The 25327-nt window shown below is 68.3% G+C and carries 25 protein-coding genes and 2 pseudogenes; 21 read left to right on the forward strand and 6 right to left on the reverse strand.

The genetic code is table 11. From position 1 onward, the window contains the following. Window positions 1-181 precede the first annotated feature (181 nt). From AB0F17_RS53715 to AB0F17_RS53735, 5 genes are all read left to right on the forward strand, one after another. Window positions 182-1294 carry a tyrosine-type recombinase/integrase gene (locus AB0F17_RS53715; RefSeq protein ID WP_358040954.1) on the forward strand — a complete coding sequence of 371 codons (1113 nt, stop codon included), beginning with the start codon at window positions 182-184 and terminating at the stop codon, window positions 1292-1294. Continuing rightward, window positions 1291-1638, forward strand: coding sequence for a helix-turn-helix transcriptional regulator (locus tag AB0F17_RS53720; protein WP_358040957.1), 348 nt, complete (start codon window positions 1291-1293; stop codon window positions 1636-1638). The genes AB0F17_RS53715 and AB0F17_RS53720 overlap by 4 nt, the downstream gene beginning before the upstream one ends. Then, the gene (locus AB0F17_RS53725) at window positions 1638-4133 is read left to right on the forward strand and encodes a hypothetical protein (RefSeq protein ID WP_358040959.1); all 2496 of its coding nucleotides are present in this window, start codon (window positions 1638-1640) and stop codon (window positions 4131-4133) included. The genes AB0F17_RS53720 and AB0F17_RS53725 overlap by 1 nt, the downstream gene beginning before the upstream one ends. A 135-nt stretch (window positions 4134-4268) precedes the next feature. Beyond that, entirely contained in the window at window positions 4269-4616 is a 348-nt protein-coding gene (locus AB0F17_RS53730) for a hypothetical protein (protein WP_358040961.1), read from the forward strand. Continuing rightward, window positions 4613-5062, forward strand: a complete 450-nt coding sequence (locus AB0F17_RS53735) for a MerR family transcriptional regulator (RefSeq protein ID WP_358040964.1) — start codon at window positions 4613-4615, stop codon at window positions 5060-5062. Before AB0F17_RS53730 ends, AB0F17_RS53735 begins: the two co-directional genes overlap by 4 nt. A gap of 554 nt (window positions 5063-5616) precedes the next feature. Here the strand turns inward: AB0F17_RS53735 and AB0F17_RS53740 are convergent. Then, window positions 5617-9618, reverse strand: coding sequence for a helix-turn-helix domain-containing protein (locus AB0F17_RS53740; RefSeq protein WP_358040967.1), 4002 nt, complete (start codon window positions 9616-9618; stop codon window positions 5617-5619). A 522-nt stretch (window positions 9619-10140) separates the two neighbouring features. Here AB0F17_RS53740 and AB0F17_RS53745 point away from each other — a divergent pair. After that, window positions 10141-10677, forward strand: coding sequence for a hypothetical protein (locus AB0F17_RS53745; RefSeq protein WP_358040970.1), 537 nt, complete (start codon window positions 10141-10143; stop codon window positions 10675-10677). 28 nt (window positions 10678-10705) lie between these two features. Then, entirely contained in the window at window positions 10706-11221 is a 516-nt protein-coding gene (locus AB0F17_RS53750) for a hypothetical protein (protein ID WP_358040974.1), read from the forward strand. Between the two features lie 134 nt (window positions 11222-11355). On the opposite strand, the gene AB0F17_RS53755 is transcribed toward AB0F17_RS53750, so the two are convergent. Further along, the gene (locus tag AB0F17_RS53755; RefSeq protein WP_358040977.1) at window positions 11356-11562 is read right to left on the reverse strand and encodes a hypothetical protein; all 207 of its coding nucleotides are present in this window, start codon (window positions 11560-11562) and stop codon (window positions 11356-11358) included. A 233-nt stretch (window positions 11563-11795) separates the two neighbouring features. Between AB0F17_RS53755 and AB0F17_RS53760 the strand changes: the two genes are divergently transcribed. The 4 genes from AB0F17_RS53760 (at window position 11796) to AB0F17_RS53775 (ending at window position 15226) form a co-directional block, all read left to right on the forward strand. Next, window positions 11796-12851, forward strand: a complete 1056-nt coding sequence (locus AB0F17_RS53760) for a site-specific integrase (RefSeq protein WP_358040980.1) — start codon at window positions 11796-11798, stop codon at window positions 12849-12851. Continuing rightward, window positions 12848-13282 carry a hypothetical protein gene (locus tag AB0F17_RS53765; protein ID WP_358040983.1) on the forward strand — a complete coding sequence of 145 codons (435 nt, stop codon included), beginning with the start codon at window positions 12848-12850 and terminating at the stop codon, window positions 13280-13282. Before AB0F17_RS53760 ends, AB0F17_RS53765 begins: the two co-directional genes overlap by 4 nt. After that, entirely contained in the window at window positions 13279-13605 is a 327-nt protein-coding gene (locus AB0F17_RS53770) for a helix-turn-helix transcriptional regulator (RefSeq protein WP_358040985.1), read from the forward strand. Before AB0F17_RS53765 ends, AB0F17_RS53770 begins: the two co-directional genes overlap by 4 nt. 67 nt (window positions 13606-13672) lie before the next feature. Beyond that, the gene (locus AB0F17_RS53775) at window positions 13673-15226 is read left to right on the forward strand and encodes a hypothetical protein (protein WP_358040988.1); all 1554 of its coding nucleotides are present in this window, start codon (window positions 13673-13675) and stop codon (window positions 15224-15226) included. A 267-nt stretch (window positions 15227-15493) separates the two neighbouring features. Here the strand turns inward: AB0F17_RS53775 and AB0F17_RS53780 are convergent, their stop codons facing one another. Beyond that, window positions 15494-16831 carry a pentapeptide repeat-containing protein gene (locus tag AB0F17_RS53780; RefSeq protein ID WP_358040991.1) on the reverse strand — a complete coding sequence of 446 codons (1338 nt, stop codon included), beginning with the start codon at window positions 16829-16831 and terminating at the stop codon, window positions 15494-15496. Between the two features lie 591 nt (window positions 16832-17422). Between AB0F17_RS53780 and AB0F17_RS53785 the strand changes: the two genes are divergently transcribed. Continuing rightward, window positions 17423-17548 carry a hypothetical protein gene (locus AB0F17_RS53785; protein WP_358040994.1) on the forward strand — a complete coding sequence of 42 codons (126 nt, stop codon included), beginning with the start codon at window positions 17423-17425 and terminating at the stop codon, window positions 17546-17548. Between the two features lie 216 nt (window positions 17549-17764). Here AB0F17_RS53785 and AB0F17_RS53790 read toward each other — a convergent pair whose 3' ends face one another. Further along, complete coding sequence (locus AB0F17_RS53790) at window positions 17765-18529, reverse strand: hypothetical protein (RefSeq protein ID WP_358040997.1); 765 nt, start codon at window positions 18527-18529, stop codon at window positions 17765-17767. Between the two features lie 235 nt (window positions 18530-18764). After that, the gene (locus AB0F17_RS53795) at window positions 18765-19496 is read right to left on the reverse strand and encodes a TnsA-like heteromeric transposase endonuclease subunit (protein ID WP_358041000.1); all 732 of its coding nucleotides are present in this window, start codon (window positions 19494-19496) and stop codon (window positions 18765-18767) included. Window positions 19497-20211: 715 nt separating this feature from the next. Between AB0F17_RS53795 and AB0F17_RS53800 the strand changes: the two genes are divergently transcribed. Together AB0F17_RS53800 and AB0F17_RS53805 are read left to right on the forward strand one after the other, a co-directional pair. Continuing rightward, on the forward strand, window positions 20212-20793 hold the full coding sequence (locus AB0F17_RS53800) for a hypothetical protein (protein WP_358041003.1): 582 nt from the start codon (window positions 20212-20214) through the stop codon (window positions 20791-20793). A gap of 32 nt (window positions 20794-20825) precedes the next feature. Continuing rightward, entirely contained in the window at window positions 20826-21407 is a 582-nt protein-coding gene (locus tag AB0F17_RS53805; protein WP_358041006.1) for a hypothetical protein, read from the forward strand. Between the two features lie 39 nt (window positions 21408-21446). Here the strand turns inward: AB0F17_RS53805 and AB0F17_RS53810 are convergent, their stop codons facing one another. Beyond that, window positions 21447-21740 (reverse strand): hypothetical protein, encoded by a 294-nt coding sequence (locus tag AB0F17_RS53810; RefSeq protein ID WP_358041009.1) that lies wholly within the window; start codon window positions 21738-21740, stop codon window positions 21447-21449. Between the two features lie 189 nt (window positions 21741-21929). Here AB0F17_RS53810 and AB0F17_RS53815 point away from each other — a divergent pair, with 189 nt between their 5' ends. From AB0F17_RS53815 to AB0F17_RS53845, 7 genes and pseudogenes are all read left to right on the forward strand, one after another. Further along, window positions 21930-22211, forward strand: a complete 282-nt coding sequence (locus AB0F17_RS53815; protein WP_358041012.1) for a hypothetical protein — start codon at window positions 21930-21932, stop codon at window positions 22209-22211. Then, window positions 22172-22546: an ABC transporter permease gene (locus tag AB0F17_RS53820; RefSeq protein ID WP_358041015.1), complete on the forward strand. Its 375-nt coding sequence runs from the start codon at window positions 22172-22174 to the stop codon at window positions 22544-22546. The genes AB0F17_RS53815 and AB0F17_RS53820 overlap by 40 nt, the downstream gene beginning before the upstream one ends. After that, window positions 22543-23373: an ABC transporter permease gene (locus tag AB0F17_RS53825; protein ID WP_358041018.1), complete on the forward strand. Its 831-nt coding sequence runs from the start codon at window positions 22543-22545 to the stop codon at window positions 23371-23373. The genes AB0F17_RS53820 and AB0F17_RS53825 overlap by 4 nt, the downstream gene beginning before the upstream one ends. Continuing rightward, a pseudogene (locus tag AB0F17_RS53830) lies at window positions 23370-23537 on the forward strand (ATP-binding cassette domain-containing protein); the annotation flags it as partial. The gene AB0F17_RS53825 and the pseudogene AB0F17_RS53830, both read left to right, overlap by 4 nt. Before the next feature lie 142 nt (window positions 23538-23679). Further along, a pseudogene (locus AB0F17_RS53835) lies at window positions 23680-23859 on the forward strand (ABC transporter ATP-binding protein); the annotation flags it as partial. 70 nt (window positions 23860-23929) lie between these two features. Continuing rightward, window positions 23930-24346: an oligopeptide/dipeptide ABC transporter ATP-binding protein gene (locus tag AB0F17_RS53840; RefSeq protein WP_358041275.1), complete on the forward strand. Its 417-nt coding sequence runs from the start codon at window positions 23930-23932 to the stop codon at window positions 24344-24346. After that, window positions 24343-25161, forward strand: a complete 819-nt coding sequence (locus AB0F17_RS53845; RefSeq protein ID WP_358041278.1) for an ABC transporter ATP-binding protein — start codon at window positions 24343-24345, stop codon at window positions 25159-25161. The genes AB0F17_RS53840 and AB0F17_RS53845 overlap by 4 nt, the downstream gene beginning before the upstream one ends. Window positions 25162-25327: the final 166 nt, after the last annotated feature.

Consider the following 25327-nt stretch of genomic DNA (forward strand, 5'->3'; position numbering starts at 1 on the left):
ACCTGCTCCAACCTCTTCCAACGGGGCGATCAAACTACCCGCGGTTGATAGGTGTTTCGGACCGGGACTGGTTCATTAACTCTGACGCGGAAGGATCCTGAGTGACCAGTTTTAGCAGGAGTGATGCGAACCCACTCGCATCTGATGCATGATTCATGCGTCTGATGGCGGGAGGCGTTCCGTGGGTGAAGGCAAAGAGCTGCTTCCGGGATCGGCTCGTCTTGAGCTGGTCGACGGCGTGACGCTGCTGCACCCCGAGGATGCTGTCCTGGAGGCGATGCTCGACGGCTGGTTGAAGCAGCAACAGGCACGGCGCCTCGATCCCTCGACGATCAAGGACCGCCGGTCGGTGATCTCTCGGTTCGTCGACTTCAGCGGTGAATATCCGTGGAACTGGACCTCAGGCCAGGTGGACGACTGGTCGTCAACCCTGGTGGCGGACGGCGGGAAGGCTTCCACGCTCCGCAGCTACCAGGGGGCGCTACGCCTGTTCTGCGACTACATCACCTCACCGCACTACGGCTGGGCAGCCCGGTGCGAGGCCCTGTTCGGCACGCATCCAGTGCAGGTGTGCCACGAATGGAACACCGCCGCGCACCTGACCGGCTACGAAGGCGATCCTGACCGCCGGCCGATGACCCGGGAGGAGATTCAGGCGTTCTTGGATCACGCCGATAACCAGGTCGAGCGGGCGGTGCGACTGGGGCGCAAGGGCGCGCTCGCCGCCTACCGGGACGCCACCGTTTTCAAGACGATCTACGGGTGGGGGTTGCGGTGCGCTGAGTCATGCGGCCTGGACACCACCGACTTCTACCGCAATCCAGCGGCCCCCGAGCTGGGGCGCTACGGGAACACGAACGTCCGCTGGGGCAAAGGCTCACGAGGGTCGGGGCCGCGCCGCCGCATGGTCGCCAGCGTCATGCCGTGGGCGGTGGACGCGCTGGAGGACTACCTGATCAACATCCGGCCCCGGTTTCGGAACCCTCACGATCTGAAAGCGGTGTGGTTGACCGAGCGCGGCGGGCGCCTTCAGCCCCGCCACGTCGAGGCCCGGTTCGCCGCCTACCGCGACGAGCTCGGCATGGATGCGGATCTGGTCCCGCACTGCCTCCGCCACGCCTACGTCACGCATCTGGTGGAAGACGGCGTCGACCCGAAGTTCGTCCAGGACCAGGTAGGCCACCGGTTCGCCTCGACCACGGCGATCTACACGGGCGTGAGTACGGACTTCATGAACACGATGATGCGCAAGGCCCTGGACCGGGCCTTCGAGCAGGAGCGGGAGAGAAGATGACCGCCAAGCTGGACTACCGGTGGCACCTGCGCGAGGTCATGGCGACCCGCGGCATGTTCTCCACCACCGATCTGCGGCCGCTGCTGCTGGAGCGGGGCGTGAATCTGTCGTCGAGCCAGATCTACCGGCTGGTCGCCGAGAAGCCCGAACGGCTGAGCATGAAGATCTTGATGGCTCTGCTGGACATCCTCGGCTGCCGAATGGAAGAGCTGATCGAACCGGTCCGGGAGACCGGCCGCCGCCGCAAGACCGCCTCCGGAGAGCAGCCCGAGGATACAGGCGGCCCAGAGCCCGGTGTCGGTGACTTCCGTCCGCGACGGGCCCGCGTAACCCCTGAGCCCTGATGACGACGCCTTCCCGGGTGCTGACCGAGCCCCGCGAATTGATCATCGAGGCCGTGGCCGAGGCGGAACCCGCCCTCAAGGTCGGCTGGATCGCGGTGGCGGTCGACCAGGTCGCCGACACTGTGGCGAAGCTTCGGCGGCTGGCCGTTGCGTTGGCGAAGGACGCCGACCTGCTCACCAGCGGCCGGCCTGAAGGTCCGCGCCTGATCGAGCTGCTGATCCGTGAGCTCCAGCCGCACAACCCCACGCGGATCACGCCACCCCGGTGCGGCCGCTGCGACAGGCCTGGCAACCTCGCTCGGGTCGTGGAGGGGCGCCGAATGTGCCAGGCCTGCGCCGCTTCGACCGTTGGCAAACCCAGATCGCCCTGCGCGGTGTGCGGCAAGACGCTCGAAGTGTCCGGACGTGACCGGGACGGCCGTCCCCGCTGCCGGCAGCATCGGCCCGAGCCTCAAGACGAGATCGCCGAGATTGCCGTCATCGTGAACACCCTCGACACCGGCCTGAGTGGTGAAACCCTCACTCAGATCTTGGAGGAAGTCCTTCCAACCGCCGCCCAGCGACGCGGGGTTCTCCAACAGCTCCGCGACCGGCCGACCTTGCTCACCGGCGAAGGAGCCCACGGGTCGCCGCGGGTGATCGCGCTAACCGAAGCCCTGATCAGCCGCGGTGCCCGCTCGATCATCGCGCCATCCTGCCCGATCTGCGGCCGCACCCTCCCACTGAGGTTCAAGCACGGTGACCTGCGCTGCTGCCGCCGCTGCTACGCCATCGGCCTTCGCCGCACCTGCGGACGCTGCGGCGAAGTCGGGGATATCGCCTCCCGGACTCCGGACGGCGATCCGGTCTGCGATCGGTGTACCAAAGCCGACCCCGCAAACCATGAGACGTGCGGCGGGTGCGGACGCCGGGCCCCGTGCCGACGCGGCCCCGCCGGTACACCCTTGTGCAGGTCCTGCCATACCGAGCCGGTAGCGGTCTGCTCCCGGTGCGGCAAGTCCAAACCCTGCTACCGGTCCACGACCGAAACCCCGATCTGCCTGTCCTGCTCACGAGGCAAGGCGCCGTGCGTCCGCTGCGGCAACGTCCGGCTGATCGCATACCGGGCCGAAGACGGCGGCGCACTCTGCCAGGCGTGCGGAGAGACCACCGAGCCGTGCTCGACCTGCGGCCGCGACTCCCGCGTCATCACCCGGACGTCCGACGGGCCGATCTGCCGCAACTGCCATCGCGCCGACCCGCGGTTCCTCCGTGAATGCCGCACCTGCGGCACCGTCGAGCACCTGTATCACGACCTGCTATGCAACCGCTGCGCCGCGATCCGCTGGCTGCGTGACCTGTTCGCCGACCCCGACGGAGCCATCCGCCCCGACCTCGAGGGCATCGTCCAAGCCCTCACCTCCGGCCGTCCCCTGCCGCTGCTCAACCTCTTGGAGAGGACCAGCAAACGCGAGCAGCTCCAGCGACTCCGCACCGCGGATGGCGGCCTCGACCACGACTTCCTCGACCAGCTCGGCACTTCTCGCGATATAGCCAGCCTCCGGGCAGCGCTCGTCGCCGCGGGCCTCCTGCCGTTGCGCGATGAATACCTCGTCGCGTTCGAGGCTTGGCTGACGAAGACCATCAACCAGGTAGAGAAACGCGACGACCTGAAGCTCATCCGCAGCTTCAGTACCTGGTCGGTCCTTCGACAACTGCGTCGGGCCTCAGCCCGCAAGCCCTTGAGCTACGGCCAGGTCGCCCCGCCACGAACCGAGATCCGCGCCGCGATCCGTTTCCTCAGCTGGCTCCGCGACCACGACCGCACTTTGGCCACCTGCACTCAGGCCGACCTCGATGCCTGGCTCACCTCCGATGGCCCCGGCCGACAGGAGGTCCGCCGGTTCATCAGCTGGGCCACCAAGCAACGCCACCTCAGCGCCGTCACCTTCCCCAACACCGACCGTCCGTGCCGGGGCCAGACCGCCATTGAAGACGACGAACGCTGGCGCATCGTCCACCAGCTCCTGCACGACGACAGCCTCGACACCCGTACCCGCGTGGCCGGCTGCCTCGTCCTGCTCTACGGCCAGACCGTCAGCCGGATCGCATCCCTGACCGCCGACCAGATCATTGCCAGCCCAGGCCGGATGCGTCTCCGACTCGGCACCAGACCGGTCGACGTCCCGGCGCCTCTGGGTGAACTCCTCCGCAAGCTGGCCGCCGCGGGCCACCATCCGGCCGTCCTCGGGGAAACCGGCCACCGCTGGCTGTTCCCCGGCCAGTACGCCGGAAAGCACATACATCCTGCGAGCCTGAACCACCTCCTGAACGCGGTCGGAGCGCACAGCCGCCCCGGACGCAGCACCGCGCTGATGGACCTCGCCTCGCACCTGCCCGCCGTTGTCGTCAGCAAGCTCCTCGGCCTGCACATCTCCACCGCTACCGAATGGACCCAAGCCGCTGGGAACACCCGGCCCGGCTACGCCGCTACCGTCGCCCGCAGACGGCGATGACCTCAGGCGGGACGACAGCCGCTCGCACTTCTGCGCTCGGACCCTGCTCGGCGAGATTGGGGTTGCATCCGATACTTAGGTACAGGCTTACCGTCGGGGTGTGGCCGCCGCCGGGGTAGCCGGAGAAGGGCGCCGATGATGAACGACCTGCCGATCATGTGCACGTTGACGCCGAACAAGATGGTCGACCGGCTGACCGATTTCGAGGCGCTGTTCGCCACGAGCCTAACCGGGATGGAGCGTGAACCGCTGCGGCTCCGGCTCACCTTCGACGCTGGCGCCGATGCGGCCCGAGTGCGGGAGTTGTTCGAAGCCGAGCAGCAGTGCTGCGCGTTCCTGGCCTTCTCCTATGAGAACACCGAGACGGGCCTGGCGGTCTCGATCGCGGCGCCTCCGGACGCCGAGCCGACGCTGGACGGATTCGAAACCCTCGCCCGGCGCAACGCCTCGCCGGAGACGGTCGCTGACGGGTGGACGGGATGAGCGGCTACGAGGGGCTGCGCAGCGGCGAACTCGCCGACGCCGCCGGGGTCAACCTCCAGACGCTGCGTTACTACGAGCGGCGCGGCCTGCTTGCGGAACCCGAACGCACCTTGGGCGGCCACCGTCTCTACCCCGCCGAGGCCGTCACCGTCCTACGGGTGATCAAAGCGGCCCAGCGGCTCGGATTCACCCTGGACGAAGTCGCCGAACTGCTGGAGACCGCCACCCACCACCACGGCCGCGCCGACACGGCGTTGGCCGAGCGGGCGAAGTTGAAACTCATCGAGGTCAACGAACGCATCGCCGACCTCACCGTGATCCGCACCGCGCTCGAGCAGACCATCGAGGCCGGTTGCTCGGATCTGCTCGAATGCGCTCAAGCGGGCTGCTGCCCACTGCCGTTCCTCCAACTCGCCCGCCCCGAGCAGCCGGAGATCACCCCGTGAACAGCACCTCGAAGAGCGGCACCGGCTTGAGTGTTCTGGCTGGGATCGCGTGCGTCGTGTAGGATCCGCAGTTTCGTGTCGGATGGCAACGTCTGGACCTGCGCTTGGTGGACAGTCCGCGCGATCTGTCGGGTGCGCTGGTCCGCGCGGGCGTGTCGAATCCTCCCGTCATGTCGGCTCGCTTGGAAGCTTGAGTCGAGTGGACTGAAACCCTGATCTGCCGGTCCGCCTCGGCATGTCGAATCCGACAACCAACTGACACGGAGGTGCGGATTTCGACAGAAGAACGCGGATCCTACAGATTGGCGTGCCCGCGGCCCTCGCCCGGCGGAGCAATCGTTATCTTGGGTTCTTGGCCTCTTCTCGCAGGTCAGAGTGAGATGATTTTTTAAGGCATGTCAGGCACGTTGGCTGGCATTGAAGGCATGTTGCATCAATGGCGGAACCGATGTCGGAGCTGGGGGGCTGGCTTGGTCAGCGGGTGCGTCGACGACGGGCGGAGTGGTGCTCGGCGGTGATGCGAGCGGAGATTGCTTCGCCCAGGCGTGACCGGGTCAGGGGCAGATCGGCTCGTAGGCTGTGCCTGATACATGTTTGGCCCATTCGGCTTCGGTGATCTTGTCTCCCGCGGTCGCGCAGATCTGGTGGATGACGTGGTCGGGTTCGATGTCCCAGAGGTTTATGTCGCCTGTCGCGGCGGCCAGGTCGCTTGTCGCGGCGGCCAGGATGCGTCCGTCCGGGCTGAACTGCACGCTCCAGGCGGCCCCCTTCGGTGACTGAAGGACGGCCAGCGGGAGCGGGTGTCGTTGATCGGCCATGTCCCAGATCCACGTCTGTCCGGTGCCGCTGCCGCCCGCGAGCTTCGACCCGTCGGGGTTGAACGCCAAAGCATTGAGGACGCCGTCGGGTCCGGTGATCGGTTCTCCCAGCTTGATCGGTGCGGCGGGATCGGCGATGTCCCAGAGGCGGACGCTGCCGTCTCCTATTCCTATGGCGAGGGTGGTGCCGTGTGGACTGATGGCGAGCGAGCGGGCGTCATCGAGGGCCACGGCGATCGGCCGGCCGATCGCCGTGGGCTGTCGCGGGTCGCGGATGTCCCAGAGCAGCAGGTAACCGTTCTGCGTCGCGGCGGCGAGAGTATGTCCGTCGTGGCTGAACACGGCGGCGTAGATGAATCCGATGCGCGGAGTGAGGGTGGTCAGGGCGGTGGGGCGGTGCGCGTTCGTGGTGTCCCACAGCCGTACCGTGCCGTCGTCGTCGTCGCCGTCGCCGCCGTCGTCGCTGGTGCTGGCGAGCAGATGACCGTCATCGCTGAAGGTGACGTTCCGGATCAACGCCATGTGGCCGGGCAGGCTGATGGGTTGCCCGGGGCGGTCCGGGGCGGTGATGTCCCACAGCAGGACGGTGCCCTGGGCGAGGGTTCCCGAAGCGAGGGTGTGACCGTCCGGGCTGAGGGCGACCGTGCCGGTCAGGCGATCGGAGCCGGCTGGGGCGCTCAGCGGCCGCCCGACGGGCGATGGCCGGTCCAGGCTGGTCAGATCCCAGATCTGCAGATCCGTCCCCCCGTCGACCAGCAGTGGACTGCCGGGATGGAAGACCAGCGCGGTGATGGAGCGTCGCGCTGTCGGCAGGGTCGGGCCTGGCACCCTCCACTCGCGGATGATCCCGTCGGTGCTGTTGGTATAGAGAACGTGATCGTGGTCGCGGAAGGCGACAGCGGTGACCGGCTCCGCGTGCGGGAGGTCCAGTTGCCGTTCGTGGCGCTTCATGTCCCAGATCTGGACCTTGGCGCCGTCGTTGGCGACGGCCAGGCGGGTTCCGTCCGCACTGAACGCGATCGCGTTGACCCAGCCTGATCCTCCGGTGAGCGTCCCCGCCGGGGCCGGTCGAGCGGGGGCGGTCATGGTCCACAGGCGCACGGTGCCGTCGATGCTTCCGGCCGCGAGGGTCGCGCCGTCAGGGCTGAACGCGACGGCGTTGACGGGGGTGGGCAACCCCAGGGGTGGGCCCAGCGGTCGATGGCGTGGGTCGGCGAGGTTCCAGACGTGCACGGCTCCGCCCGCGTCCGCGGCGGCCAGCAGGCGGCCGTCGGAGGTGAAGGCGATGGAGGTGAAGGCGATGGAGATGAAGGCGTCGGAGGTGAAGGCGTCGGATTGCACGGCGTCTGCCGCTCCGGTGAGCGCCGGGCCGGTCACGACTGGATGTTCACGCTCGCGCACATCCCAGAGCCTGACGGTTCTGTCGCGGCCGCCCGCCGCCAGGACGGTGCCGTCCGGGCTGAACTCGACTGCGAGGACCTCGCCGAGCGGTCCGGTGAGGGGCCTGCCGAGCAGGCCGGGATGCGCGGGGTCGGAGACGTTCCACAGTCGCACCGTCATGTCGGCTGATCCGGTGGCCAGCGTCCGGCCGTCAGGGGAGAACGCCACGGCGGAGATCGGTGCGGTATGTCCGGCCAGCGGTGCGCCGAGGAGCGCGGGCCGGTCGGGCCGGCGCAGGTCCCACAGCAGGACCGTGGTGTCGGACTCGGTCGCGCCGGCCGCCGCGACCAGGGTTCCCGCCGGGTTGACGGCAATGGCCTGCCGCGCACCGTCTGGACGCAGCATGCGCGTCACCGCCGGGCCGGCGGAGGAGGCGATCAGGCTCGAACGTGCCTCGACCGTGGGAGCGATCTGGTAGGCCGCGACAGCCAACTGCGCGGCCAGCGCCGGATCCCTGTCGCGTAATCGGTTCGCCGTGCTCGCGACCTGCCGGGAGATCGCCGAGTTGCGTTCCCGCTCGGCGATCGCCTGTTGCTGGACCGAATAGACCGCGGTGACCCCGGAGAGCACCAGCAGCGTGGCGAGCGCCCCGGCCAGCCAGCGCAGACGTTGTGTCCGGGCGCGTTCCCGTAGACGTTCGGCCCGGCTGACCTGGCTGCTGGCGTCGACGAACTGCTGCTCAAGGCGGTTGAGCACCTCGCGATGGTCCTGCCTGTTGACCCAGTCGAGCACCGCGTCGAGTCGTACACCGCGATACAAGGCGGTCGGGTCGCGATCCGCGTCCTGCCAGCTTCGGGCGGCGTCGGTCAACCGCCGATGCAGACGGTGGCCGGCGCGATCGGTGTCGATCCACTCCCGCAGTCGCGGCCAGGCCCGCAGCAGCGCCTCGTGGCTGATCTCCACCCCGTCGGCGTCGGCCGTGATGAGCCGCTGGTCGACGTAGCGGCCGAGCAGTTGCCGGGTCTCGGCATAGAGGGCCTCCTGCGGGCTGCCGGTGAGTTCCTCCAGACGGACCCGGCGGTGGGTGTCGGGCGTGTCGTCGCCCACGTGTACCAGCCGCAGGAACAGCCGCCGCGCCAGACCCCGCTCCGCGTCGGTGAGGTCGGCATAGACCGCCTCCGCGGTCTTGGCGATGGCCCCGCGGATTCCACCCGTCGCCGCGTAGTCCGCGACGGTCATCGTCGGATGCGGGCTCTGCTCCCAGGTGGCCAGCAGGGCATGGGACAGCAGCGGCAGCACACCGATGTCATGGGCGCCGCGGGCCGCGTCGGCTGGGGCGAGCTCGCGGAGCAGCAGGTGCATGAGCCCGTCGTCGACCTCCATACCGGCGAGACGGGCCGGCTCGGCTATGGCCTGCCGCAGCTCGGATTCGGTCATCGGTCCGACCGTCACCTGGTTGTCCTGCAGCGCCCGGGCCAGCAGCGGCCAGCGGAGCGCGTCCGGATAGAAGTCCGCCCGCATGCCGGCCACCACCCGCGGTCCAGACTCCGGCCGCTCGGCGTCGCCGGTCGGCGCCCACAGGGCCTGCAGCGCCGCCAGGAAGGCGCCCTGCTCGGCGGTGTCGTCGCACAGAGTGAAGATCTCCTCGAACTGATCGATCACGATGATCAGCCGGTCGGTCACCAGCCGCCGTATCCGCTGCGCGGTGAGCGCCGGTCGAGCCCGCAGTTCGGCTTCGAGCAGGTCGCCCGGAATATCGCCCAGCACCGCGAGCTGGGCCGCCAACGCCGAAACGGGATGCTCGCCCGGTGTCAGCACCACACCGTGCCATGGCCGGCCACCGGTCTGCGTGTCCCCGCACAAGGTGGCGACCAGGCCCGCACGTAACACCGACGATTTACCCGAACCCGACGGGCCCACCACGATCACCAGACCCGGTGGCTCCGCTGTGGTGGTGACGCGCTTCAGCAACGTCTCCGTCAATCCTGACCGGCCGAAAAACCACTCGGCGTGCTCGGTCTGAAAGGGCTCCAGCCCACGGTACGGGGTGGAGACGCCTGTTCGCCGCTGGCCCAGCGGACGGCGCAGCCGCAGCCAGCAGTCGACCCACTTCTGCAGGCGGTCGTCGTCGGTCACCCCGCACTCCGCGAGCAACCGGAGGAACATCGCCTTCTGCGACAGGGTCGGCAGGTGACGACCGGTGCCCCAACCACTCACCGTCCCGGACGGCACGTCGGCTTTCCGGGCAAGATCCCTTACGGTCAGGCCTGCCGCCTCGCGCGTAGCCGTCAACAAATGGCCGAAGCTTTTCTTCGTCGACACGGTCGACAGGTCCGGGTCCCCAGTGCTGTCGCCCATCTGGACTCCTGAAGGCTGTATGGACTTGTGCGGACCGTCCGGCAACCTTTCCCAGATCAGGTTAGAAGTGGTCAACTAGGGGCGCAAGGCACCTGGCGCACGACAGTCAAGTGATCGCGACAGTCCGGTCAACGGCGCATGCGCACGCTGTTGATCATGAATGGCTCCCGCACCAGGCGGGCTGAGACCGCAGCGTCTCGTCGAGCCCGCTCATCGCATTCGGGCAGCGCTGTTCCGCCGCCGGGACGAATATCGCTCACCTCGCCACACCGACCATCGGCGTACGTCCGCGACGGCGTTCTTCGGCACCGCATGCCGTTTTACCTGGAGGTCAGATGAGAACAACGTGGATCGGCCCGATCGTCGCGGCTGCCGCCGTCGTGCTGATCGCCGGCGATCACCCGGATCTACCCGCGCTCCTGCGAGATCATCGATTACGGCAGCGACGAGTTCAGCACCTTTGGCCGCGTACCGATCGTCTACGACCTCAACGACCTCCACCAGTACGCCCTCGGCTGCCAGATGCACCCCCCGAACGGGAAATTCACCCTCCGGAGCGGCTTCCCGCCCCAGCTGAACGCCGAACTCGGCCAGGTCGACCTGCATCAGGTCGGCGCCGGCTACATGGGCCACATGTGGTTCACCCACGTGTACCCGCCGGTCAACCGCCTCGACCCGACCTACAACACCAACCACCAGGTGACCGCGACCTGGTCCCCGGACCTGGAAGGCACCGGACACCGGCGTTACGACGTCGTGGCCCACCTGCCCAGCCACGGCGGCGAGTACGAGCACGCCGAGTACGTCATCTGGCCGGACCGCACCACGGACGGCGACCCCGGCACCTGCGAGATCGACCAGCGCACCACCGGCTGGTTCGACGACCTGGGTGAGGACGAATGGGTTTACCTCGGTAACTACGACCTCTATCCCGGGGCGCGGGTGCAGCTCAACAACATCGGCGACGCCTCGGCCGACAGCACCATCAACATGGCCTTCGACGCGATGGCCTTCATCCCGATCCAGGGAGCCGGTAACGAATGCGGCGACGAATTCTGACCGGCCGAATCAACGACACGGAGGAAGAATGAAGATCTGGAAATCGCTCCTGATCAGCGCTCTCGTACTCGTCACCACCACACTCGGGCTCACCACACCGGCATCGGCCGCCGGAGCGATGGGCGCCACCGTACCGGCCCAGGCGGCCTCCACGCAGAACCCGGGCAAGGTCGTCGCGACCCACCCGGCAGCGCCCGCGGACGCTCGAACCCGGTCCCTGGCCGCAGCGTCACCGGGGATGTCCCCGGCACCGGGGCGGAACTACCACAGCGACCCCGGCAGCCCCTGGGTCTGCGCATCCCAATGGCTCTGCATCATCGTCTGGGACTACTCCGTCGGCAAGTGGGAGGACTTCGAACTCCTCAGCTGTAACCGATACGGGCTTTCCAACTGGGAAGACACGGGCTACTTCCTGGACAACCAGACCAATAACGTTCTATCCACATTCTATGATCAGGGCAGCAATGTGCTGAGGACGTTCAGGCCGGACAATCAGGTGCACGACCAGTACTGGTCGCCCGTCTGGTCCATCCGCAATTGCTGACCACCTCGTGGTGAGCTGAGCCGGTATTAGTTCCTTATTCTCCACGAAACCGCTCCGGCGCGCGCCGGAGCGGTTTCGTGGTCAAAGTGATGGATGGCGCCGGCCGCCGTCGAGCAGAGCAGGGCGAGGATCGGTCACAGGTAGGCGCGCTCGGCGCGGATCTCCACCTTCGACGAGTCGTCCGTGCTCGTCGCCGAGGTCGAGACCACGGCGCGGCTGAACGGGTCGGCCACGGCCACGCTCGGTGTGAGGTGCAGCTCCGGCTCCCCGACGGCAGCACGCGCACGCACGGCCCGGTCCGAGACCGAGCCCGCCGCGATCGCCGCATTCGCCGAGGACAACTCCTAGCCACCGATCAGTAAGAAATAACCCCTGAGTTCCCAGCCATCTCTACCGCCCCTGTTACCGCCTTTCTGGCCTGGGAGCTGGAACTTTCTGCCTTCTCAAGTTCGATCACGTTGAGTTGATGTAGCTTCACTCTTCGTGAAGCTCTGTCGATACGGCCGAGCTTCCTGCCGCTCAAGTGAAGGCGAGGAGGCCGACGTTGGGTCTGGCGGTGGTGAAGGATCTTCGGGTGGCGCGGGCCCCGGCCACCGCCGAAGACGTGGAAGCGCTGGAGACCGACGTGCTGGCCGGGTTCGTGCTCGCGCGGGCGGCGGCGGGATTGTCGGACGGGACGATCTCCTCCGACGTGATGCACCTGGAGCAGGTGCGTGCCTGGTTCGGCCGCCCGCTGTGGGAGATGGAGCCCGCCGACGCCGACGTGTACTTCGGCAAGGTGCTGCGCACCACGGCCAAGGGCACCCGGCTGTCACGAGCGCAGGCCTTAAAGACGTTCTTCCTGTTCCTGGAGTTGCGGCACAAGGTGGAGATCCACCAGATGACCGGCCGCGTGGTCGAGTGCCCGATCGATGAGATGAACCGGCCCCGCGGCCGGCAGGAGGCCCGGCTGCGGATCCCGCCCAGCGCCGAGCAGGTCGGCCGGTTATTCGCCGGCTGGCGCGAGGACCTGGCCACCTGCCGCAAGTTCGCCCCGGCCGCGCGTAACTACGCCGCCGCCAAGCTGATGAGCGAGGTCGGGCTCCGGGTGAATGAGGCCTGCAAGCTCGACCTGGCCGACATCAAGTGGGACCTGGGTCACTTCGGCAAGCTGCACGTCCGGCACGGCAAGGGCGCCCGCGGCTCCGGCCCGCGCGAGCGGATGGTCCCGCTGATCAACAACGCAGCGGCCACGCTGCGCTGGTTCATCGAGGATGTGTGGGGCCACTTCGGCGACGACCACGCCCGCCCCGGCGTCCCTCTGCTGCCCTCCGAACGCAAGAACACCGACGGCAGCGCCGCCCGCGTCGGCGACGAGACACTCCGCTCAGCGCTCGCGACCAGCGCCGAACGCCATCTGCCGGATTGGCCCGATGTCCTCACGCCGCATGTGCTGCGGCACTTTTGCGCCTCGGAGCTCTATCTGGGCGGGATGGACCTGCTGGCCGTCCAGTCCGTCCTCGGCCACGCCTGGGTGGCCACCACGATGAAGTACGTCCACGTCCCCGGCACTCACATCGAGGACGCCTGGATCGCAGGTCAGCAACGTGCCGCCGCCCGCCTGACGGGATTGCGAAGGGACCGGCCATGACCGCACACCCCGCCGGACCGGCCGAGAGCTACTGGGCCCAGAAGGATCTGGCCTGCGCGCTCATGCTCGGCGCCACCGGCCTCACCTGCGTCCACGCCGGGGTCGAACTGCTCATCGACACCGACATCTGGCTGCGTCGCCCCGACTTCGTCGAACAGTTCATCACCATCGACGACAGCGTGGCCACCGCGCTGGCCTTCATCGACTGGGACGCGGCGATCACGGCGCTGAACGCCGGCCGGCTGCCCTGCAGCGGCGGCGAACGCGCCGTGCTGCGGATCGCCGCGAGTATGAGCGGCGGCATCTCGGTCGACCTGCGCGACGCGCTCACCAGCCTGGACCCGGTCAACCTCACCCTGGCGGCAACCGCTATGAGCATCGCGGCCGGGTCCCCGACCAGACCGCCCACCCTGAACAGGGAGAACACATGAGGTGGAACCTGCGGCTGGCCGCCGCCAACCGCGGCATCTGGAAGGCCAGCGAACTGCAGCGGATGCTCGCTGAGCACGGCTTGAAGATCAGCGCCGGGAAGATGTCCGGGCTGTGGTCGGGCGAGCCGGCCAGCATCAAGCTCGACGACCTCGACGTCATCTGCGCCGTCCTCGGCTGCGGCGTGGAGGAGGTCCTTATCGCCGAGCCCGACAAGGTCAAGCGTGCCGACGAACCAGCCGAGCATAAGCCCGCGGTGGCCTCCTCAGGAGGCCCCTCGGTGATGCCCAGGCGGCGGGACGGACGCTCGTTGCCGCCGGTGTGACATGGCCCGCCACCGCGGATGCCCGCGACCGCCCTCGACCTGCACTGGCTGCCTGGCTTGGGGATCATTGCCGCTGCGGCTGTTTTGCGGAGCCTGTCAGTCCTTCGGCGTGAACCATGAGCCCGGCCAGTGCGCGGCCTGTCACCGGACCGTGCCGTTGAAGAAGGGATATTGCCGGCTGTGCTGGATCCAGGCCAGCTTGGAGGCCAAGGACTCACCCCAGGCACGGGGCACGGTCCTGGAACCGTTCCTGCGCACGATCCACTACCAGCAACTCTTCCTGGCCGACCTGCAGCGCCCGCGGTCAAAGAGTTCTCCCGTCGGGCGGGCAGGTCGCCGCAGAAGCCGTCGTCCTGCGCCACAGCCACCACCTTCTGCGCCGCCCACCGGCTGGGTCCAGCTGAAACTGCCGGTCGAGGTCCGCAGGGACTTCAGACGCTTCGACCGTCGCCGACACGCTGATCTGGCCAATCCCTGGCTGGCCCGGGCACGGGATGCCGCCCAGTCCCTCGGTGAGGCGCGCGGCTGGACCCGAAGTGTCATCAGCGCCGTCGACCGCGGCTTGGTCATCCTGCTCAGCAGCGCCGACGGCGGCAATATCCGCTACTCCGAGCTGTTCCCGGTGCTGCGCGCTTATGGGCTGAGCGTCGGCCGCACCGTCGAAGTACTCGACCGGATCGCCCTGTTCGACGACGATCGCGTCCCCTCCTTCGAGTCCTGGCTGCAGCGCAGCCTCGCCGAGCTGGCGCCCGGCATCGGTGCCGAGGTTGAACACTGGATACGAACCTTGCGACAGGGCGGCCCCAGATCACGGCCGCGCAGCCCGGAAACCGTCTGGACTTACCTGCGCGCCGTGCGTCCCGCGCTGCTGACCTGGTCCGATCGCTACGACCACCTGCGGGAGGTCACGCGCGAGGACATTCTCGCCGTCATCGACGATCTCAGCGGCCACGAACGGCACCACACGATCAGCGTCATCCGATCCCTGTTTCGCCACTGCAAAAAGAACCGTGCCATCTTCCGCGATCCCGCCGCGCGGCTTCGGGTCGGCGAGAAGCCGCGAAAGGTGATCCTTCCCCTGCAGGACACCGAGATCGACGAGGCCGTGAAGGCTGCCACCAAGCCCTTGGACCGGCTCATCGTGGCGCTGTCCGCCATCCACGCCGCTCGTCCGAAGACGATCCGCGAGCTCCAGCTCGATGACGTCGATCTCGGCAATCGCCGCCTGACCATCGCCGGACGGACCCGGCCCCTGGATGACCTCACCTACCAGATGCTCCACAGCTGGTTCCAGCACCGGCAGACGCGCTGGCCCAACACCGCCAACCCGCACCTGGTCATCAACCAGCAGACCGCGATGGAGACCGGCCCGGTCAGCAAGGTTCACCTCACCGAATCCTTCCGCGGCCAGGCTGCCACCCTGGAACGGCTCCGCGTCAACCGTCAGCTCGACGAAGCGCTGGCATGCGGTCCGGACCCGCTGCACCTGGCCGCGGTGTTCGGCCTCGACCCCAAGACCGCCATCCGCTACGCCGACTCCGCGCGGCGCCTCCTGACGAGCACGGCAGAAGAACAGGACCCCGCCGGTTCAGGCGAACCCAAGGGTCGAAACCATCCATGAAGCCTGAAGACCCTTGGGTTCAGCGTGAGGAACCCTCGGTTCGGCTGAACTCTGGGATTTCAAGGCCCGACGCTCGGGTCGGCGCGGCCAGCCCCAAAGAGTGATTAGTAGTGCTGAGTAACCACGGATACGGGATGCAGTGGGGCAGCCCCGGTCTGCTGGCCTCCCGGCCTTCGGGAAGATTGCTGCTCGAACAGAGCGGGATAAGTCCGGCGCGGTAACGCGATCTTCAGTCTTTTCCCAGGTCCTGATGCTCGCTAAGGGGCCTTATGTCAACCCCTCCGGGCCCGGCGCGCCCTCCACTGTCTCGCCCTTCTCCTCCGGGGCGGCCGCCCGGCTCAGCGTCTGCCACCCGTCCGCGCCCGCCTCCGCCCGCCAGCCGGGCGGCCACATCCGACGCACGTCCGCGCCCTCCGGCGCCACCCGCACGCTGTACAGCTCCACCCGCTCCAGCCCCCTCGCCCCGTTGAACATGGCGTCGCCGGTGAAGGTCGCCCCTCTGAACATGGCGGTGCCGGTGAAGGCCGCCTTGCTGAACCAGACGCCGTTGGTGAAGGTCGCCCAGTCGAACCCGGCGCCGTGGGTGAAGGTCGTCTCGGTGAACCCGGCGGTGCCGGTGAAGGACGCCCCGTTGAACATGGCGTCGCGGGCGAAGGTCGCCCCGTCGAACCCGGCGCCGCGGGCGAAGGTCGCCTCGCTGAACCCGGCGGTGCCGGTGAAGGTCACCCGGGCGAACATGGCGTCGCCGGTGAAGGTCGCCCCTCTGAACCTGGCGCCGCCGGTGAAGGTCGCCCCGTCGAACCCGGCGTCGCCGGTGAAGGTCGCCCCGTCGAACCCGGCGCCGCGGGCGAAGGTCGCCTCGCTGAACCCGGCGGTGCCGGTGAAGGTCGCCCGGTCGAACCCGGCGGTGCCGGTGAAGGACGCCCCTCTGAATACGGCGTCGCCGACACGGGAGCCGGTCAGGCCGAAGTCAATGAGGGTGGCACCGGTGAGGTCCAGATTGATGCCGGGCCAGTGCCGCGAGGCGGGCTCAGGGGGTCGGCGCTGCCACCAGCGGGGCGGAGGCACCTTATAGCCTAGGAGGGTCTCATGGCGTAGATGGGTGGTCAGGATGCGCTGGGCGGTCAGACGGACCTCCTGTTCCCCGTGCGGGTCGCGGCCGCCAGGCGCGGTCGGGCGCGCGACGTCGGCGCGGGCGGCTGGCGGGGTGAAGGGCATGCGCAGATAGCCGCAGATCACGTCCACGATGTCCTGCCGCAGGGCCGGGGTTTGCTCGGCGAGACGTTCCAGGGCGTACAGGGCGACCAACCGGACCGGGGCCTGGTCGCTGCCGAGCGGTGCAACATCCGCGGCGGTCAGCGCGGCGGGGTGCGTGCCCCCGCTCGACTTCGGCTTCTGGCTGCCGGTCGAACGCCATGCTGCTGCGGCTGCCAAAAGGGCCCCGGCACCGGAGACGAGCGCGGACAGCGCCGTGACGACGGTGCTGATGTCGTCCACGCCGGTGAGTTGGCTGCCCGTAACGCTGAGCAGGAATCCGCCAGCGACGAGGAGCAGCATGACGACCAGGGTTAAGCCGATGCGGCGCATTGAGAAACCAGGCTTCACGCCCTCCACCTTGACCCCAATCGACGTCCGCAACTAGACCTTCGCGCCCTGGTGCTCCACAACCTGCTGATCATGTCTAGCGTCGCATCACTGACCTGCGATAACACCGCTACTTTGTGGCTCATCGCACCGACCCTTGCGACATGAGGTCGCAGTGCGCCGTGAGGCGCTGGAAATCGAAGGAGGTGTGAGACCTCCTCGCCGACCTGCCGCGCGAGCCCGGCGGCCCCGGTGGTCGGCTACGTGGAGGGCGAGGACCGGCGCGGCAAGGACGCCGAAGAGTTGGCGAGACAGGATCCGACGGACGGCCGCCCGTGACGCCAACGTGGCGAGACGCCACAACGGGCCCATCGCGCGCGAGGATGCCCCGCCGTCCACGTGCGCCGACATCAACAAGGAGCACCAGCGTGATCGAGTTAGCGCGTCAGTCACGCGATCGTGGGCTGGAAACCCAGCCCTCGCGCATGGCCTTGCCTGGCGCGACGGATATGGCGCATGACGTCACTTCCCTGGGCGCGGCAGACCCTCTTGTTATCGCACCCAACGTAGCCATACCGTCACGGTGAGCGTTTCACTGGCGAAGGAGAGCGAATGCCCGGCAAGCACGAAGGCGAAGAGAAGCACACCTACGAGGACATCGACATCAGCGGCGCGGGCAAGGACCCGGACGGCAAGCCTCAGGGCGGCGGTCGGCATGAGGGCGACGACGCGCAGTGACAGGTCTTTCCCAGCAGATCGACAAGTTGATCGGCGCGATCGCACAGGGTCGCGCCGGTGTGCTGGCTCCCATCGAGTACGCCCTGCAGGACGTTCCCCGGCATCACTTCATCCCTGTCCGGGCTCTGGTGGCCGATGCGAAGAAGGAGACGGTCATCGACCGCGAGAAGGATCCGGTCGCGTGGTGGGATGCCGTCTACTCGGAGGAGTCCATCCTCACCCAGCTCGACGACGGCGCCACGCCGATCTGTGCAGGCGACGGCTCCTACACCTCCTCCAACTCGGCGCCCGCAGCCCGACAATGCAGCGGGTGTACCAGTCCATCGCGACCGTCAACTCGCAGTTCACCCACTTGAGGGTCATCGGGTCCAGCGCGAAGACGTCCAGCCTCGTGGTGTCCATCAGCACGTACTCGCCCGGCCGGGTCGGCCGCAGCTTGCCGTAGGCGCCCTTCGGGCGGTCCGCAATGTCGCGGTTCCGCTTGGTGCTGTGCCGGAACGTCGGGTGCCGCTTCTCCAGCTCCTCCATCGCCTTGTAGGCCGTGGAGCGGCCCGGGATCTGCACCACGCCCTCGCCATACCGGGCGATGGTCCGGGCCCGGGCCCGCTCGAGGACCGTCTTGATCATCGGGGTGGCGTCGTCGACATGGTCGAGCATCACCTCGATGGCGATCTCCACCCACCGCTGGTCACACCGATCCAGGACCGCATCCGCGCGGATCGGCGGCGCCAGTCCGGCCTCTCCGCTGCCATTGGCATCGCCCACCCACCGGCAGATCGTGCGCACCGTGACGCCGAGTTCAGCGGCCTTCGCCTCATACCTGGCCATGAGCGGCAGACCCGGATCGTATTCTGGCCGGGGCTCCGCAGGGCCGGCCAGCTCAGCACTCCCAGACTTGTAGCCGGTGCGGACCTCTCGAACATGCTCGGCTCGCTCAAGGATCTTCGCCATCGTCTTGCGGTGCTTCCGGTCGGCGAACATCGACAAGATCGCGCCGCCCAGCTCTTGTCATCGCTGGAGGAGGGACCCGGCTCATCCGGCACGACCCGGGCCCGCTCCGAGAACAGCAGTTCCCTGGCCGCGACCCGGACCACGCCGAGACGGTCTCGCAGCACGACCTCGGTCCCGCTCATCGTGGCGACGATCTCGACGACCACGGCCGCTTCACCGTCGTAGAGAATCCGGGTGCCTACCCGCAGCCGGACCGACCCGGCGTTCACACCGCCCTCCGCAGCACGTGGCCAGGCCCGAGCGGCGTCTTCAGATCCGTGGTCAGCCTGCCGGCCCACATCTGATGGAACACCGAGGCCCGCGCCAGGCGGGAGTCGAACTCCGGCGCCATGGCGAACGCCTCGGCCAACGGCGCACCGTCCAGCTCAGCCCGATCCAGCGCTTCCAGGATCTCCGGTGCGAACAACCACTCGCGCCGGAACCCGGCCAGGAAACGGAGGTTCTCCAGCTCCGCGACGGGAGGCTCGCTCCACACCTGGTAACCCCAACCACGCGACTCGATCACCTTGCGGGACCACGCGAACGTGAAGGCCACCTCCTCCTTCGACAACCTGTGCGCCGGCTTGACGTCGACGACCACCGGACCGGTATCGGCGAGCAGGAGGTAGTCGGGAACGTGTGCACGCGTCGCCCCATCGACGTGTGCCGTCATCCGGAACGGCTGGGCGATGATCCGTCTCACCCTCGGATCGAAGTCGGCGTACAAGAGCCGGGCGAGCTCCAGCCGAGACTCATAGACCACAAGGTCAGCTTCCGTGGCCGACCAGTAAGCACCCGAATAACGCGCCTGGCCCAGATGCCAGCGGAACGTCCGCCACGGTCCCGCAGCGAACAGCACCTCCACGGGAACCTCGCTGAAACCGTACGTCACAGCATCGTTCTTGCCACGTGCCCTGACCTGCAGCGTGGCACTGGCGATCACACCTTGATCCGGCATACAAGCTCGCCCCCAGAAGCGGCTTCTCGACCCTCATGCCCACCATGGCGCGAAAGACAGAAGACGTCACAGGAACCGCCTCAAAACTCACCCCGCCGAGTGATACTCCTGGCCTGCACGTCCGCAGTCCATGTCGAATTCGACATCCATTTGACATGCGAGCATGGATTTTGACGTCGGAGCGTGGACCCTACACGTCGCCTGTAGGATCCGCAGTTTCGTGTCGGATGGCAACGTCTGGACCTGCGCTTGGTGGACAGTCCGCGCGATCTGTCGGGTGCGCTGGTCCGCGCGGGCGTGTCGAATCCTCCCGTCATGTCGGCTCGCTTGGAAGCTTGAGTCGAGTGGACTGAAACCCTGATCTGCCGGTCCGCCTCGGCATGTCGAATCCGACAACCAACTGACACGGAGGTGCGGATTTCGACAGAAGAACGCGGATCCTACATCGCCTGCTGCGCCCTTCCCCTTCTCATCGCCGCGATCGTTATCTAGGGTTGATGGGCCCTTCCAGCAGGTCAGAGGAAGATGATCTCTTCTTTCACGTAGGCCAAGTTGACTGAGCTCGGCCCGGACGATCAAGTTCCGCGTGGCGATGGATATCTGGGTTGCCAAGCGAATCGGCTGGTCAGCCGCTTGGAGGTCTGTCAGACAAGTACGTGGGAGCACCCACAAGACGTTATTAGAACGTCTGTTCCCATTCGTGCAGGAGGTCCTCGTGCGCCACCCACTGGTTCGCCGATTAGCCGCTCACTGCGGCGCCGCCGGCCTGATCACCGGCCTGCTCACTGTCGCGGCCCCCGCCGCCTCGGCGGCCGACACCACGACCGACCTCGGGGTGACCCTCGACTCCTACACCGCCGACCTGGCCGTCGGCGGCGGCCGGGTGTTCGTCCCCGCCGACGACCGGATCATCGTGGCCGACACCGGCGGAAACCTCACCGGCGGCGTCGTCACCGGCCTGTCCGGCGTCCGCGAGCTGGCCATGAACGCGGACGACACCCGCCTGTACGCGGCGCTCACCGGCTCGAACGAGGTGGCCGAGATCGACACCGCGAGCCTCGCCGTCACCCGGCGGATCAACCTGTCGGCCCACCCGTGCCCGTCCACCCTGGCATTGCTGGGCGAGCGGCTGCGGGTGGGGCACGGGTGCGACAACGGCCCTGGCGGCGTCGTCGGCCTGGATCTGAGCGCGGCCACACCGGCGCCGGTGGCGGTCGGGGGCGAGCACCTGCGCGCTCCCGTGCTCGCGGCCGCGGGCGACACGCTCGTGGTCGGCGGCTGCTGCTGTGGCGGGTGACGGGCGTCGCGCTGCCGGCATCCAATCTGACGGTGACGGCCCCGGCGCGCGCGTATGTCGGCTCGCCGGTCACCGTCGAGGGGCGGCTCACCCGCACCGACGGTAAGGCGCTCGGGCTCAAGCCGCTCGCGGTGACCCGGCGCCTGCTCGACGGGACGAAAGAGCCGATCGCCGGCGTGACGACGCAGGAATTCACTTTCGAGGACACGCCGCCGGACATCGGTGAGGTGACCTACTTGGTGTTCTGGGACGGCGACGACCACTACCGCCGAAGCAGCACCTCCGTCACCGTGACGGTCAGGCACAGATCCACTCTCACCATGGACGGGCCGCAGTCAGGCGTCGTCGGCACGGCCATGGAGCTGACCGGCGTGCTGACGGCGGGCGGCAAGCCGCCCTCGCCGGGGGCCACGCTCACCGTGCAGCGCAGCGTGTACGTCGACAACGTCAGCGATGGAAGCGTCAAGCTCCCGCCGGTGAGCGTGAACGCCGACGGCACGTACACGTTCACCGACACGCCCGCCATCGCCGGCAGGTACAGCTACCTCGCCTTGTGGTCAGGGGAGGCCACGGCCGGGCCGGCCAAGGCCACCCATCAGATCATGGTCGAGTGACCTGACGGCCGTGCCCGGCCATCGCGCCGGGCACGGCCGTCAGCCCTTCATCGCACCGCCGAAGTTGAACGAGCCCGCCAGGTACTTGTTGACCGCCACGTAAAGGATCACCGCTGGCGCCGTGTACAGGATCGAGAACGCGGCGAGTTGCCCGTAGGCGACCTGCCCGTACCGGTGACGGTTTCCGGGGGTTCGGGTGGCGTCGATCGATCGGACGGCCGCGCGAATGACAGGAAGGTTCGCGGGCCGAGACAGCCAGACAACCGGCCGACGGCGGCCAGACCCGCAGGTCAGAGGCGGCCGAGTGACAGATCCCTCGCGGCCGTCACTCACGCTGTCACCCCGGTTTTCCCAGGTCAGGTGCGGTGTCCTATCGCACGCTGCAACATCCCGCCTTGAGGCGCTCGTGCCGCCTGGTTCCCGGCCAGCACGGCGTGTCCTCACCGACCACGACCGCGTTCCACGTGCGGGCCGGCTCCTTCATGGCAGCGCACCCCCTCGCGAACCGCGCTCAGACTGGGCGTGATCCTGGCGTGGAAGCGCGGCACCTGGCTGGACGGGGTGCTGCCGGCGGCCACGTTCATGCACGCGGTGCCGTACTTCTGGGTCGCGCTGGCGCTGGTGTTCGTCTTCGGGGTGACGTTGCAGTGGTTCCCGGTCAGCCGGGCGTACGGGCTGGACGTGATGCCGGGGCTGACCGGTGAGTTCGCGCAGAGCGTGCTCTACCACGCGGCGCTGCGGCGATCACGATCGTGCTGGCCTCCATGGCCGACCGGATCCTCGGCATGCGCAACGTCATGGTGACCACGCTCGGCGAGGACTACGTGGTGATGGCCGAGGCCAAAGGGCTGACCTCACGCCGGGTCATGTGGGCCTACGCCGCCCGCAACGCGATCCTGCCGAACATCACCAGCTTCGCGCTCTCGCTCGGCTTCGTGGTGGGCGGCTCGGTGCTGACGGAGATCGTCTTCTCCTATCCCGGCATCGGCTCAATGCTGCTCAAGGGCGTGGAGAACGAGGACTTCCCGCTCATGCAAGGCATCTTCCTCGTCATCTCGCTGGCCGTGCTCGTCGCCAACTTCCTGGCCGACCTGGCGTACGTGGTGCTCGACCCCCGGACCAGGCAGGAGGCGGAATGAAGATCAAGATCGGGGCCGGGATCCTCGTCTTCTTCGCGCTGGTCGCCGTCTTCGGGCCCCTGCTCATCGGCGCCGATCCCGCCGCCACCAGCGAGGACGGGCTGCAGTGCCCGTCGGCGGAGCACTGGCTCGGCACCACGCAGACCGGGCAGGACATCCTCGTCCAGATCGTGTACGGCGCCCGCGTCTCGCTCGGCGTCGGCGTGCTGTCGGCGCTCATCGCCACGGTGCTGGCGGTCGCGGTCGGCCTGGTCGGCGGCTACGTCGGCGGCGCCGTGGACGAGGCGCTGTCGGTGCTGACCAACATCTTCCTTGTGCTGCCCGCCCTCCCGCTGATCATCGTGCTGGCCGGCTATCTCCCGCAGCGCGGCGTGGCCTCGGTCGCCGTGGTGATCGCGGTGACCGGCTGGGCCTGGGGCGCGCGGGTGCTGCGCGCCCAGACCCTGTCGGTACGCCGGCGCGACTTCGTCCAGGCCGCCAGGGCGAGCGGCGAAGGGCCGCTCCGGATCGTCTTCTACGAGATCCTGCCGGTCCTGCTGCCCGTCATCGCCACCAGCTTCCTGGCCACCGTGGTCGCGGCGATCCTGGCCGAGGCCGGGCTGTCGTTCCTGGGCCTCGCCGACCTCTCCACGGTGAGCTGGGGCAGCATGCTGTACTTCGCGCAGAACGGGCAGGCGCTGCTCATCGGGGCCTGGTGGTGGTTCATCCCGCCCGGCCTGTGCATCGCGCTCATCGGCACCGGACTAGCCCTGGTGAACTTCGGCATCGACGAGATCGCCAACCCGCGGCTGCGTACGATCAAGGTCCCCCGGAAGGCACGCGCATGAACGTCCTGGAGATCCACGACCTCGGCGTGGACTACCTGTCCGCCTCCGGAGCCGTGCACGCGGTGTCAGGTGTCTCGCTCGACCTGCGCCGCGGCGAGATCCTGGGCCTGGCGGGCGAGAGCGGGAGCGGCAAGTCCACGCTGGCGGGCGCGGTGGCCCGGCTGCTGCGCCCGCCCGCCTCGATCACGTCGGGGTCGGGTCGTCTACCGCCGCCAGGACGGCTCGGCCGTGGACGTGCTCGCCCTGGGCAGGAACGAGCTGCGCGCCTTCCGCTGGAAGGAGCTGGCGGTCGTCTTCCAGAGCGCCATGAACTCCCTCAACCCGGTCATCACCGTGGGCGCCCAGATCGACGACGTGCTGCGTATCCACGCGCCCCGCATGTCCCGCAACGAGCGCACCGAGCGGTCGGTGGAGCTGCTGCAGCGCGTCGGCATCAGCGCCGACCGCCGCCGCTCCTACCCGCACGAGCTGTCAGGGGGCATGCGCCAGCGTGCCGCCATCGCCATCGCGCTCGCGCTCAACCCCGAGATCATCATCATGGACGACCGCGCTCGACGTGGTGGTGCAGCGCGACATCCTCGCGGAGATCAGGGCGCTGCGGGAGGAGTACGGCTTCGCGGTCGTCTTCATCACCCACGACCTGTCGCTGCTCATGGAGATCTCCGACAGGATCGCCACCATGTACTCGGGCCGGGTCGTGGAGACCGGGACGGCCAAGGCGCTGCACCGGACGCCGCGGCATCCGTACACGCTGGGGCTGCTGCGCTCATTCCCCCGCCTGCGCGGGCGGCGCGAGGAGCTGCTCGGCATCCCCGACACCCCGCCCGACCTGCGCTCGCCGCCACCGGGCTGCGCCTTCCACCCCAGGTGCGCGATGGCGGTGGCGGAGTGCTCCGAGAGCCTGCCCGCGCTCAGGGCGGAGGCGGACGGCGAGGTCGCGTGCCTGCTCAACGACGGGAGGGGAGTGTCATGAACATCCTGGAGGGGCGCAACCTCACCAAGCACTTCACCGCCGCCCGCGGACCCCGGGGCCGCTTCGGCCAGCGCCCGCCGGTGCGGGCGAAGGAGTACCGGCACCAGGTCCAGCTCATCTTTCAGGACCCCTTCGCCTCCCTGAACCCCTTCCACCGGGTCCACTACCACCTGGCCAGGCCCCTGCGCCTGCACGGGCACGCCCGCTCCGACGCCGAGGAGCGCGAGCAGGTCGCCGAGCTGCTCGAATGCGTCAGCCTCACCCCGGTCGAGCAGTTCATGGACAAGATGCCGCACGAACTGTCCGGCGGTCAGCGGCAGCGGGTGGCGATCGCGCGGGCGCTGGCGGTGCGGCCCATCGCGCTGATCGCCGACGAGCCCGTGTCGATGCTGGACGTGTCCATCAGGCTCGGCGTGCTGCGGCTGCTGGAAGGGCTGGCGAGGGAGAACGGGCTGGCGCTGCTCTACATCACGCACGACATCGCCAGCGCCCGTTACTTCGCCGAGGACATCACGGTCATGTACGCGGGGCGGCTGATCGAGAGCGGGCCGAGCGAGGAGCTCACGCAGTCGCCGCGGCACCCGTACACGCGGCTGCTGCTGGAGTCGGCGCCGGATCCCGACCGGGTGGCCCCGCCCGCGGGCGAGCGCCACGGCGAGCCGCCCAGCCTGATCGACCCGCCGGGCGGCTGCCGGTTCCATCCGCGCTGCCCGGTGGCGTTGCCGGTGTGTTTGACCGAGGTGCCGGGGCGTACGGAGCTGGGCGAGGGACGCTGGACGCACTGCTGGCAGGCCGACGCGGCGCTCACCCGCTAGACCCGCCCCATCAAGGCCGCTCTCTTCATCCGCCGATGCACGACCCAGGCAAGGTGATCGACATGACCGCCCGGATCCGCCATCGAAGGACCGTCACCGGGCTGATCAGCGAGAGCAAAACCCCAGATCAAACCCCGTGACACAATATTCGGCACCTACAGGGTGC

It is taken from the genome of Nonomuraea sp. NPDC026600 (assembly GCF_040638335.1).
GTDB lineage: Bacteria > Actinomycetota > Actinomycetes > Streptosporangiales > Streptosporangiaceae > Nonomuraea.

Coding starts and splice junctions, on each gene's coding strand:
- AB0F17_RS53740 (WP_358040967.1), bottom strand. CDS start 9,618: ATGGGCGACAGCACTGGGGACCCGGACCTGTCGACCGTGTCGACGAAG.
- AB0F17_RS53745 (WP_358040970.1), top strand. CDS start 10,141: ATGCACCCCCCGAACGGGAAATTCACCCTCCGGAGCGGCTTCCCGCCC.
- AB0F17_RS53725 (WP_358040959.1), top strand. CDS start 1,638: ATGACGACGCCTTCCCGGGTGCTGACCGAGCCCCGCGAATTGATCATC.
- AB0F17_RS53845 (WP_358041278.1), top strand. CDS start 24,343: ATGAACATCCTGGAGGGGCGCAACCTCACCAAGCACTTCACCGCCGCC.
- AB0F17_RS53790 (WP_358040997.1), bottom strand. CDS start 18,529: ATGTTCGCCGACCGGAAGCACCGCAAGACGATGGCGAAGATCCTTGAG.
- AB0F17_RS53820 (WP_358041015.1), top strand. CDS start 22,172: ATGGCCGACCGGATCCTCGGCATGCGCAACGTCATGGTGACCACGCTC.
- AB0F17_RS53770 (WP_358040985.1), top strand. CDS start 13,279: ATGAGGTGGAACCTGCGGCTGGCCGCCGCCAACCGCGGCATCTGGAAG.
- AB0F17_RS53730 (WP_358040961.1), top strand. CDS start 4,269: ATGATGAACGACCTGCCGATCATGTGCACGTTGACGCCGAACAAGATG.
- AB0F17_RS53720 (WP_358040957.1), top strand. CDS start 1,291: ATGACCGCCAAGCTGGACTACCGGTGGCACCTGCGCGAGGTCATGGCG.
- AB0F17_RS53750 (WP_358040974.1), top strand. CDS start 10,706: ATGAAGATCTGGAAATCGCTCCTGATCAGCGCTCTCGTACTCGTCACC.
- AB0F17_RS53765 (WP_358040983.1), top strand. CDS start 12,848: ATGACCGCACACCCCGCCGGACCGGCCGAGAGCTACTGGGCCCAGAAG.
- AB0F17_RS53795 (WP_358041000.1), bottom strand. CDS start 19,496: ATGCCGGATCAAGGTGTGATCGCCAGTGCCACGCTGCAGGTCAGGGCA.
- AB0F17_RS53735 (WP_358040964.1), top strand. CDS start 4,613: ATGAGCGGCTACGAGGGGCTGCGCAGCGGCGAACTCGCCGACGCCGCC.
- AB0F17_RS53825 (WP_358041018.1), top strand. CDS start 22,543: ATGAAGATCAAGATCGGGGCCGGGATCCTCGTCTTCTTCGCGCTGGTC.
- AB0F17_RS53785 (WP_358040994.1), top strand. CDS start 17,423: ATGCCCGGCAAGCACGAAGGCGAAGAGAAGCACACCTACGAGGACATC.